The following is a 9762-nucleotide window of genomic DNA, read 5'->3' on the forward strand; positions in this document are numbered from 1 at the left end:
GTCCGCGCCGACAATACTTGCAGGGTGACTTGCCGGGAAGATAGGTAATGCCAACACAAAGAAACCGCTTCGCTTTCGTGAGGCGGTTTTTTCATATGCCGCGGCATTGCCGCAACAGCGCGGATAACAAACAGTAGGGAACGCCCTATGTGGCGTTCCGCCGGGTTTTGTATATTCCCGGTTCGTAATTTTGAAAGCGTTTCCGCCCGTAGGCTCTCGGAACGGCACGCAGGCCGTTCCCAACGATCGATTCAGGGCACGGAATGATTTATCGGGCTATACGATGACAAAACCAATTTGTAGGGGACGATCCCCAGATCGTCCCGCGGGGGTGCGGGTGGAATGTGTCTGATAAAATGTATATGCTTACCTGCGGTATTCAAATTTGTGCTATGTACGGAGGCGTTCCAAAGACATAGGCTTCGGGACGATCTGGGGATCGTCCCCTACGCAGCACGGCCGCATGTACGGCGGGCAATTCAAAATGACAGGCGTCTTGCTCTAAGATCACTGGGGAAACTTACCCTTCACCATACACTTCCCCGCGCCCAATCCATTCACCGACCGCTCTCCACCGCAGTCCGGCTGCGGAAATAACCGTACCGGCGTATTTCTCGATTTCTTCCGCAGTTAAACCTCCGCAGTCGGCCCAAAGGATATTACCGTCCGTCCAAAGCAGCGTGGCGTCCAGAATTTCGCAGGTGAATTGTTCATTGCAGGGAAACAGCTTGCAATAATTCAGCCCCGAGAACGCAAGTTCAACAGCAGAAGGGGCATCGTCCTGCCGCTGAATGATCATTTTCAGCTCACGCGTATCATTGATAGGGTGCATGGAAAGGTCGTTATTCACATATGCTCCGCTGACATATTTCAGCTCCTTGAGACAGCTGTCATGAAAATACCCAACAGTCTCCATTAGAAAGGTAATATCTTTCTCTGCGCAGATTTCGTGCCACATGTTGTTTACCTCCTGTTAATGTTCCTTCAAGCGTCCAGAAATGATACCTCGGGCTTATTGTAATGTATTTTTGGTTCCCACCAGATCCATCCACAGCTCCTGAATTGTTTTCCCATCCAGAACCGTTGCCTCCAGCAGCGCATGAACAGAGGAAAAGAACAGATGACGTACGTCAGAACCATACCCATCGATATTCACTTCATAGACCTTTGCGGTGTTTTCAAAATGAAAGGCAATGTCAATGGTGTGGCCGCCGTAAGTGAAAAAATATTCGGAATTTCCGCACAGACCTTCTACAAAACGGTCAAAGGCCAGCTTCGTGACTACCTCGGTTTTCTCCGCCCAGATAGAATAAAGATTCCGCAAATCCTCATCCCCGGATTTCCCGGTCAGGATCTTGCTGGCCTGCACCCTTGCCATGTGGATAGGCTCGAAGCACACCGGGCAGGGCGTTCCTGTTGTTCTGTCCACAAAGCCTTTCAGCAGGGGATGGTTTTGAAAGAAATCGTTGCAGGGCTCCGTGTAGTATGTCCAGTATATGCCGGGAAGGTTTTTCCGGAGTGTTTCCCCCAGGTACATACCAATATCCCGAAGAATGTACTCCGTTTCCGGGGTCAGCTGACGGACGCTGGTTTTCGTCCCTGCGGAAGGGATGGGCTCCGTCTTTGCCCTGCGGCGGAACCATTTCCAGAGCGGCAGCAGGGAATCCGGGGAGCAGTCCAATCTGCTTTTCGGGACCCGAAGCTCTTTTGCGCAGAACTGGGCGACATAGCTGACTCGCTCCGGGATTTTTCCTGTAAATGCGTCGAAGTAAGCCGCAGCCTCTTCTGCATTCAGCTGATAAATGCCCTTGCCGAGCGGAGGCACCAGATATTCATAATGCGCTTTAGGAAAAGGCAAGCGTACCATAAAGATCCCCCCTAACGAATGATTCTCCATATTCACCGACTCTGCGGTCAGATTGGTACCATTATACATAAATCCCTGATGCTTCGCAACCCTCTTAGCATAGGCCGCGAAACATCAGGGATAGAAAGGTACACAGGAAAAGTTTGTTCAAATGCGGTAGATTCTATTCCACCGTGACGCTTTTGGCCAGATTTCTGGGTTTGTCCACATCCAGTCCTTTGGCGACGCTGACGTAGTAACCCAGCAATTGCAGAGGGAGGATCGCAAGGCTGGGGGCAAAGTGCGGGTCTGTTTTTGGAATGTAGATGACAAAATCGGCGTTGTCCTCAATGCTGTAGTTTCCATAGGTGGTCAGGGCCATCAGGTAGGCCCCTCTGGTTTTGCATTCCAGAAGGTTGCTCAGGGTTTTCTCATAGAGTTTTTGCTGGGTCAGGATGCCAACGACCAGCGTACCCGGCTCAATCAGACTGATGGTGCCGTGCTTCAGCTCCCCGGCGGCGTAGGCCTCGGAGTGGATATAACTGATCTCCTTCATTTTCAGACTGCCCTCCAGACTGATGGCGTAATCCAGCCCCCGGCCGATGAAGAAAGCGTCCCTCGCTGCCAGCTGCTTGGCGGCAAACCACTGAATGCGCGCCTCGTCCTCCAGAACCCGTTCCATTTTTCCGGGCAGAGCCTCCAGCTCCTTTACAAGCATTTCCACCTGAGCGTCCTCAAGAGTTCCCCGGTCCTGCGCAAACACGATGGCCAGTGCGTAGACGGCCAGCAGCTGGGCGCTGTAGGCTTTCGTAGTCGCTACGGCGATTTCCGGCCCAGCCAGGGTATAAAGCACGAAGTCCGCCTCCCGGGCAATGGTGGAGCCAACCACATTGACGATTGCCAGGGTTTTTGCTCCCTGCTCTTTGGCCTGCCGCAGGGCGGCCAGACTGTCTGCCGTCTCCCCGGATTGGCTGACAATGACTGCCAGGGTATTTTCCGGCAGCGGCGCGTCCCGATAGCGGAATTCCGAGGCCAGTTCCACCCGGACGGGCAGCCTGGTCAGATCCTCCAGCGTGTACTGGGCGGCAACGCCCACATGATAGGCAGAGCCGCAGCCGATGAAAAAGATCTGCCGAAAACTGCCGATCTCCTCCTTGGACAGGCCGGTATTTTCCAGCGTAAGATGCCCGTCCTTCAACAGAGAGCGCAGAGTACCCTCCACGGCTTTGGGCTGCTCGTGGATATCTTTCATCATGAAGTGTTCGTAGCCGCCCTTTTCCGCGGCTTCCGCGTTCCACAGGATTTCCACAGGCTCCTTTTCGATTTCGTCTCCGTCCAGATTGTAGAAGGTAGTGCCCTGGGGGCTGAGCCGGGCCAGTTCCAGGTTGCCCACATAATAAACGGTGCGGGTGTATTTCAGAATGGCGGGCACATCCGAGGCAAGAAACTGCTCGCCGTCTCTGGAGCCGATGATCATGGGGCTATCCTTCCGGGCGGCGTAGATTTCGCCGGGATAGTCCTTGAAGAGCACAGCCAGAGCATAGGAGCCGCGAATACGAACCATGGCATGGTTGATGGCATCCACAGGGGTGTGGGCATATTTTTTATAGTAGTAGTCAATGAGTTTGAGGGCTACCTCCGTGTCCGTGGAGGAATAGAAGGTATAGCCGTTTCGCAGGAGCTTCTCTCGAAGCTCCTGGTAGTTTTCAATGATGCCGTTGTGAACGCCCACCACATTGCCGTCATCAGAGCAGTGGGGATGGGCATTCTGCTCCGAGGGCTCTCCATGGGTGGCCCAGCGGGTATGGCCGATGCCGCAGGTCCCTGACAGGGCGTGTCCGCCGTCTGTTTTTTCCACCAGCGCTTTCAGGCGGCCTTTCGCCTTGACGATTTGTACCGGGTCCGTGCCGTCCCGGACTGCCAGACCGGCGGAGTCATAGCCCCGGTATTCCAGCTTGGAAAGGCCGTCCAGCAGAACGGGCGCTGCCTGACGTTTCCCTGTAAATCCAACGATCCCACACATAGGTGTCAGCTCCATTCAAATAAATTAGCCAAATTATAGCATAGTTTTATCTAAAAATCAACAAATAAAATGCAAAGCAAAAAACACCGCTCAGGGCGATAAAGTCCTGAGCGGTTGGGAAATATTCAGATGTATCAGAAATCCATAGGACTCCATTCCACATCGATGATCCGGTCTTTCTTGCTGTTCCGGACCGCCTTGCTGATGCAGATGACGGAATAGAGGTTCTGTATGCTGCCGATGATCAGGCAGATGCCGATTGCCATCATCAGTGCCGCCGCGCCGGAGAAGGGGTTGAACAGCAGGTAGAAGCCCAGGCAGGTGTCCAGAATACCCAAAATCAGGGACAGCACCCAATTGCCCAGACCGAACCGATGCATCTCCACGGCAATCTGGATATCCATAACGCTGCCAAAGAGAATGTAGATACCAGCGGCCATGGGCAGAATGGTCATAGCGTCCTGAGGATGGATCAGCAGAAGCAGACCTGCCAGAGTATAGAGGATACCGGCACCAAGGTCAAACCGGAAGAATACACCGGCAAAGCCAATGCGGAAGTATCGTACCAGCTTGTACACGCCGGCCACCACACACAGAGCGCCCAGAATCATGCACACCGTTATGGCGGAGATTTCAGGCCACACCAGCATTATGATACCCAGAACCAACATGCAGGCGCTGACAACAATCGCGCCAACCTGAAACCGTTTCCAAAGAGCTTTCATAAAGCCCACTCCTTTTTCCTTTGATATCCGAACTATACCACGAAAAAAGTCAGGCGGCTATGGACAAAAGGGCAGATTTGCCTAAATTTCGCTGCTGGGAAGGCCCATGGCAGCCAGCAGCTTCCGCAGCAGGGCGTTCAGGGCTTCAGCGTCATCAGGCTCCAGGGCCATGCAGGCGCACATCTGCTTTGGAATACTCAGGGCCTTCTCTCGCAGGGCCTGGCCTTGGGGGGTCAAGCAGATCAGCAAATTCCGTTCGTCCTCCGGATCCCGGTGCCGGGTCAGATAGTGCTTCTGCTCCAGCTTTTTGAGCAGAGGCGTCAAAGTGCCGGAGTCCAGGTAGAGGTGCTGGCCCAGGAGCTTGGCGCTGAGGCACTTGTGTTCCCAGAGGACCAGCATGGTGATATACTGGGTGTAGGTCAAATCCAGTGCGTCCAGAAAGGGTTTGTACCGCCGGACGACCTCCTTGGCGCAGGCATAGAGGGGAAAGCACAGCTGGTTTTCCAGCTTCAGTGCTTTATAATCTTCCATGGCTTACAGATGCTTTTCCACAAAGGCATGCATGGCAGGGGCGGGTTCAAAGCCTACAGTCCGGTCGACCTCCTGCCCGTGCTTCAGAACGACCACGCAGGGAATGCTGGAAACACCGAATTCATGGGCCAGAGGGAAGTTTTCGTCCACGTCAATGCTGTAGAAGGAGACACCGGGCATCTCGTCTGCCAGATGCTCCAGCACAGGGGCCAGCATCTTGCAGGGGCCGCACCAGGTGGCGGAGAAGTCCAGAACAGCCAGTTCCTTTGCCTTGGCCTCGGTCAGATCGTTGTTGGCAATTTTGGTAATCATAATTATTTACTCCTTTTTTTATTTTTGTTCCGCCAGATAGGCAACGGCGCTGAGGGCGGCTACGTTGCCCTGTCCGGCGGCTTTGATATATTGGTAGGGGGGACCTGCTGCATCGCCGCAGGCGAAGCACCCCCGCAGATTGGTTCGCATTTGCAGATCCACTTGGATGTGATTGTCCTCCACTGCAAGGCCCGGCACCAGTTTGTCCGGGGCTACAGAGGCACGCAGAATGAAAATGCCGTCCACATCGAATCGCTTCCCAGACTTTGTTTCCAATGTCCTTGCCTGCCGGTCCCCCAGAATGGCGGCGGGCTTTTCGCGGACCACCTCTACCCGGCCGTTGACCTGAACCTCGTGGGGAGCGGCAGGGAAATAGAGCACCTTTTCACAAGTCTCCGCCAGAAAATCCGCTTCCCGGCAGGCCTGCTCGGAATAGCCCAGCACGGCCACGGTCTTACCCCGGTAGAAATGGGCATCGCAGGTGGCGCAGTAGCTGACGCCCCGGCCAAGAAACGCGTCTTCTCCGGGCAGGGCCTTGGAGGTGACTACCCCGGCAGCCAGAATGACAGCGGTGCTTTCCACCATATCGTCCGGGGTCTGGATGGCGAAATAGTCGCCCATAGCGTAGACCGCCGTGACCTGTTTTTCTGTGATGGGAATGTCCAGACTGTCCAGCTGCATCCGGTAAGCATTGGCTAGCTCCGCCCCGGAAACGTTGGGCAGACCCGGATAGTTGAGAATGGAGTGCGCTTTTTCCACCTTCTCGCTTAAGTGCCGGGAGCCGAACAGAATCAGCTTTTTCCCCCGCACCTTGGCCGTGATCGCCGCCGAGACCCCGGCGGGCCCGGTGCCGATGACGGCAATATCGTAACGTTCCATAATTGCTCCTTTGCGTACGATTCAATTTCTTCATATTCAATTTTACACAATTAATTAAAAAAGTCAAGAGGGAATTTTGCCTGCGTTCTTGCATTTCCAAACCTGTGTGTTACAATGAAAAGGCTTCCCCGGGGTACAAAAGCCTTCTCTCGGCGAAACGCGAAAAAAGGAGGCCCCCATGAACATCCACATTTCTTCCAAGACCCGCCAGCTGCGAAGGGCGAAAAATATGTCCCAGGAGGAGCTGGCGGCCCTGCTGGGTGTCAGTTTTCAGGCTGTCAGCAAATGGGAGACCGGAGTTTCCCAAAGTTAAAGATACCACATCAATCCCACGCGGACTTTTGCTCAACCGATACAGCCGGAGGGCTGGATAACAAGAAAAGGGGGCAACGCCCCCATTTGGCACACGACTTTGCGAAGCAAAGTGTAGTGTGTTATACGCTCTGTCGGCGTTGCCGTGAAAATGCCGTTGCCGCCGGGGAGGGCAAGGGCATTTGAAGCGGCAGGAAAACAGGGCTGTGCTTGCGTGGCGTAGAGCCGTAAGCACAGGTCTGGTTTCAACAGCAGACTGGGCGTATATGAAAGCCCCCGTCCCTCGTCCTACGCTCCGACTTGTGGACAAAGTGTCCCGAAGTTGTGGCTACACTCCCGGAAAAGTAACAGGACAGCGGGCAACCGTCAAGGCTGAAATGAACGGGCTTACACCCGGCCTTGACCGCCACCCGCCGTCCCGCTGAATGGGTGAACAAGGCGGCCAATCCCTCAAAGTGCTTGGCCGCGCTCTTTCTGATTTTGAGGTATTCAGTTTTTCAAAATTGAATAATCAAAATAAATTTTTTCGATTGAAAAAATTTTATTTGTTATCATCTTCAATGCCATATTTTTTCTTTTGCCGAATCACATAATTACTGATTTTTTCATCATATAGTGGATACTGGTAATCCAACTGGCATGCCACTTCTGACGAAACCTCCCGGAACAATGCCATACATTGTTCAAAGGATTCCCACATATGGGGATAGGAATCCATATTATAAGTGGACATAAGTCGTTCCCACAATTCCTCTGGGACATATTGCTTCATAAATTTATAGTTTTTTCCCAAACTGAAATGAAATCCCTGTTTGATACCAATCAGCCAGGAAATCATGCGAAGCAATTCTTTTCGTACTATATCATTCATATGGTCAATAGCAAAAAGAATTTCTTTGCGGCATAAGCCCTTTACTACATATGTTGTAGTATTCCAAAATTCATTACAGCAATCGTCAAACATTCTTTGAGTAGGCTTCTGCAAGTGGTAGTCTATATCCGTTGGTATTGGCGGCTTTACGATACGGTTGTCTTTATCCAACAGTAACTTTACCAGTTTATCCCATGTAAAATACTCGTCTATCAGTTCCAGCGGCAGCAAAGTTAAATCTATCTTAACATCATCAGTAAACAGCATTAAATATGAAAATCCCTTTTCTACAGCTGGAAATAATTCCATATCTTCCGGCTTTTGCAGAATCAACCTTTCACCAAATATATCTAGCCATTTATCATCACTTGTGAAGCTGTCCATATCCGTAACAAAAAAAGTAATATCAAAATCCTGAAAATCATCAGGCGGAATATTTGTATTTGTTCTAGATCCTTCCAAAGTAACCATGCGAATGCGTTTGTCTGTTTTTGCAAAATTCAAAACAATATCATAAACTTCCTTTTCTGATCTCATTTTTATCTCCTCCAATTATTGAAATAGGTGTGAAGCCATTTTAGGGCTTTCCCGCCTTGATTGCTCATCAGCAAAGGCGGGCGGGGCTGTCAACGGCGGCGCGTATGCGCCGTTCATCTTGACCGTTGACTGGCTCGGCTGGCTTTGCTATCCTCCGATAAATTACTATCTGGATTTCATTTCTTTTTCAAATCTAAAGAAATAATTGTTCTCTTTTGGTATGTTGCCTGCGCTTTCACTTATTTGGTGTGGGTCTTTGTGCTTAGGATTAAAAAATTCTACAATCTTGAAACCACAACGATTTACATAAAAATGAATGTTCCGCTTATCGTAATATGGGGTATGCGTCTCCCAAATTCTTGTTTCAGGATGTAGTTCTTCAATCGCTTTCCATATCTTAAATCCATTTCCAGCATTTTGTGCGCTTGATTTCACATATAAAAGATGAAGTGAGTTGTAGCCGGTCTTATCATCTATTACAATGACTGCTCCGCCGATTCTTTCTCCGCCAATTTCTGCGATATATGCTTCAGCGCCTTTTGCGTTAAAAGATTCTTCTATATCTTCCGTGGGAAGAACTTGCTTTTCAAATTCTCCAAACTCTGACACATAAGAAATTTGAAAAGCCTCTTGTATTTCACTTACAAATGTGTTTTTTTCTTCAACGGTAATGATTGGTCTTAATTTTATTGTGTTCATACTTCCTTGCTCTCCTTAAATTTTATAGTCTGGTTCATCAAAGAAGTATGTCTTTATTCTCTCCCACCCCAATCAAATAGTTTCATAGTTCACCACTCCAAATCTCGATTTTCCGTTCTCCTACTTTCTTCCCCGCTGGGGCTTTGGATTTTTCAGCAAGTCAGACTTTTGTGCAATTCTTTTTAGCCATTTCTTTTCTTCCTCGAACAGCTTCTTGTAATTCAGTTTGAGCCGCTTGCAGATAAACATCATAGCCGCCTGCTCCGGGTCGCTGTCCTCTCTGGTGGTTTCCTCTGCGGTCTGCAAGAAATCTTCCAGTGGGTTGTCCTCTGGGACACTGAAAAAATCGTCCTTATGGGCTTCCCGCAGGTCGAGGGCTATCTTGTTTATGTCCTGCTGTATCACATAGCGGCAAAAGCTGTCGTCGTCAATATGGGCGGCGATAAGCTGTCGCAGCTGCGGGTCAGTCAAGCCGGGATTGTGTTGTTTCATAATTGTTGCACTCACAGCGTCCACAATGGCGTTTGCGCTCTGCACCTGTTTTCCTGCCACGCCGTTCACATAGATTTCAAGGTCGGCCATGAGCCGGGGAAAATCCGGGTGGGTCGCCAGTTCACACAAAAGAGAATTGTCCACCAGCCCGCTTTTTAATAGTTCAATCATGTCATCACTCAAATGCAGGTCTGCAAGATCGGCGTTTGGGTGATTTCTTGTTTGAGAACGGCCCAGCAGATAATCAACGGTCACTTCGTAAAACTTTGCCAACTCAATAAGGGCATAATGGCTGATGTCCTTGAGATTGTCCCCCTCATAACTGCCTAAAGCAGACTTGGAGAGGTGGGTCTGCTCCGCAAGCTGTTCCAGCGTCAGCCCACGCTCTACACGCAGGTCTTTCAATCGTTCTTGTATGGATAGTTCCATGCTCTCCTCCTCATCCGCTTAAGCGGCCGATATTTATTTTGTGAGAGTAATAAGTTCATCAACTGATTGGAAGCCGTTTTTCTTATAAAATTTTTCGGCCGGAAAA

11 protein-coding genes are annotated in these 9762 nt (G+C 50.7%); 1 reads left to right on the forward strand and 10 read right to left on the reverse strand.

Going from position 1 to position 9762, the window contains the following annotated elements:
• Positions 1 to 520: 520 nt before the first annotated feature.
• From KQI10_RS10255 to KQI10_RS10285, 7 genes are all read right to left on the reverse strand, one after another.
• Positions 521 to 958, reverse strand: a complete 438-nt coding sequence (locus KQI10_RS10255) for a hypothetical protein (protein ID WP_216567311.1) — start codon at positions 956 to 958, stop codon at positions 521 to 523.
• A gap of 54 nt (positions 959 to 1012) precedes the next feature.
• Positions 1013 to 1867, reverse strand: coding sequence for a hypothetical protein (locus KQI10_RS10260; RefSeq protein ID WP_216567312.1), 855 nt, complete (start codon positions 1865 to 1867; stop codon positions 1013 to 1015).
• Between the two features lie 163 nt (positions 1868 to 2030).
• Positions 2031 to 3869 carry a glutamine--fructose-6-phosphate transaminase (isomerizing) gene (gene glmS, locus KQI10_RS10265; protein ID WP_216567313.1) on the reverse strand — a complete coding sequence of 613 codons (1839 nt, stop codon included), beginning with the start codon at positions 3867 to 3869 and terminating at the stop codon, positions 2031 to 2033.
• Positions 3870 to 4003: 134 nt separating this feature from the next.
• Positions 4004 to 4594, reverse strand: a complete 591-nt coding sequence (locus KQI10_RS10270; protein ID WP_216567314.1) for an HdeD family acid-resistance protein — start codon at positions 4592 to 4594, stop codon at positions 4004 to 4006.
• 81 nt (positions 4595 to 4675) lie between these two features.
• The gene (locus KQI10_RS10275; protein WP_216567315.1) at positions 4676 to 5125 is read right to left on the reverse strand and encodes a MarR family winged helix-turn-helix transcriptional regulator; all 450 of its coding nucleotides are present in this window, start codon (positions 5123 to 5125) and stop codon (positions 4676 to 4678) included.
• Between the two features lie 3 nt (positions 5126 to 5128).
• Entirely contained in the window at positions 5129 to 5437 is a 309-nt protein-coding gene (gene trxA / locus KQI10_RS10280) for a thioredoxin (RefSeq protein WP_216567316.1), read from the reverse strand.
• A gap of 18 nt (positions 5438 to 5455) precedes the next feature.
• On the reverse strand, positions 5456 to 6319 hold the full coding sequence (locus KQI10_RS10285; RefSeq protein ID WP_216567318.1) for an NAD(P)/FAD-dependent oxidoreductase: 864 nt from the start codon (positions 6317 to 6319) through the stop codon (positions 5456 to 5458).
• A 175-nt stretch (positions 6320 to 6494) separates the two neighbouring features.
• Between KQI10_RS10285 and KQI10_RS10290 the strand changes: the two genes are divergently transcribed.
• Complete coding sequence (locus KQI10_RS10290) at positions 6495 to 6629, forward strand: helix-turn-helix transcriptional regulator (RefSeq protein ID WP_216567317.1); 135 nt, start codon at positions 6495 to 6497, stop codon at positions 6627 to 6629.
• A 540-nt stretch (positions 6630 to 7169) separates the two neighbouring features.
• On the opposite strand, the gene KQI10_RS10295 is transcribed toward KQI10_RS10290, so the two are convergent.
• The 3 genes from KQI10_RS10295 to KQI10_RS10305 all read right to left on the reverse strand — a co-directional run bounded on the left by KQI10_RS10295 (position 7170) and on the right by KQI10_RS10305 (position 9656).
• The gene (locus tag KQI10_RS10295) at positions 7170 to 8036 is read right to left on the reverse strand and encodes an aminoglycoside 6-adenylyltransferase AadE (RefSeq protein WP_001255868.1); all 867 of its coding nucleotides are present in this window, start codon (positions 8034 to 8036) and stop codon (positions 7170 to 7172) included.
• A 165-nt stretch (positions 8037 to 8201) separates the two neighbouring features.
• Positions 8202 to 8735, reverse strand: coding sequence for a GNAT family N-acetyltransferase (locus KQI10_RS10300; RefSeq protein ID WP_022616447.1), 534 nt, complete (start codon positions 8733 to 8735; stop codon positions 8202 to 8204).
• Positions 8736 to 8855: 120 nt separating this feature from the next.
• Complete coding sequence (locus KQI10_RS10305) at positions 8856 to 9656, reverse strand: helix-turn-helix domain-containing protein (protein WP_024739815.1); 801 nt, start codon at positions 9654 to 9656, stop codon at positions 8856 to 8858.
• Positions 9657 to 9762: the final 106 nt, after the last annotated feature.

Origin of the sequence: Pseudoflavonifractor sp. MSJ-30 (assembly GCF_018918045.1) — a bacterium.
Classification (GTDB): Bacteria; Bacillota; Clostridia; order Oscillospirales; family Oscillospiraceae; genus Faecousia.

Bases quoted from the DNA above. Each gene is read 5' to 3' on its own strand.
- KQI10_RS10255 (WP_216567311.1), bottom strand. From the start codon at position 958: ATGTGGCACGAAATCTGCGCAGAGAAAGATATTACCTTTCTAATGGAG.
- KQI10_RS10260 (WP_216567312.1), bottom strand. From the start codon at position 1,867: ATGGTACGCTTGCCTTTTCCTAAAGCGCATTATGAATATCTGGTGCCT.
- glmS (WP_216567313.1), bottom strand. From the start codon at position 3,869: ATGTGTGGGATCGTTGGATTTACAGGGAAACGTCAGGCAGCGCCCGTT.
- KQI10_RS10270 (WP_216567314.1), bottom strand. From the start codon at position 4,594: ATGAAAGCTCTTTGGAAACGGTTTCAGGTTGGCGCGATTGTTGTCAGC.
- KQI10_RS10275 (WP_216567315.1), bottom strand. From the start codon at position 5,125: ATGGAAGATTATAAAGCACTGAAGCTGGAAAACCAGCTGTGCTTTCCC.
- trxA (WP_216567316.1), bottom strand. From the start codon at position 5,437: ATGATTACCAAAATTGCCAACAACGATCTGACCGAGGCCAAGGCAAAG.
- KQI10_RS10290 (WP_216567317.1), top strand. From the start codon at position 6,495: ATGAACATCCACATTTCTTCCAAGACCCGCCAGCTGCGAAGGGCGAAA.
- KQI10_RS10295 (WP_001255868.1), bottom strand. From the start codon at position 8,036: ATGAGATCAGAAAAGGAAGTTTATGATATTGTTTTGAATTTTGCAAAA.
- KQI10_RS10300 (WP_022616447.1), bottom strand. From the start codon at position 8,735: ATGAACACAATAAAATTAAGACCAATCATTACCGTTGAAGAAAAAAAC.
- KQI10_RS10305 (WP_024739815.1), bottom strand. From the start codon at position 9,656: ATGGAACTATCCATACAAGAACGATTGAAAGACCTGCGTGTAGAGCGT.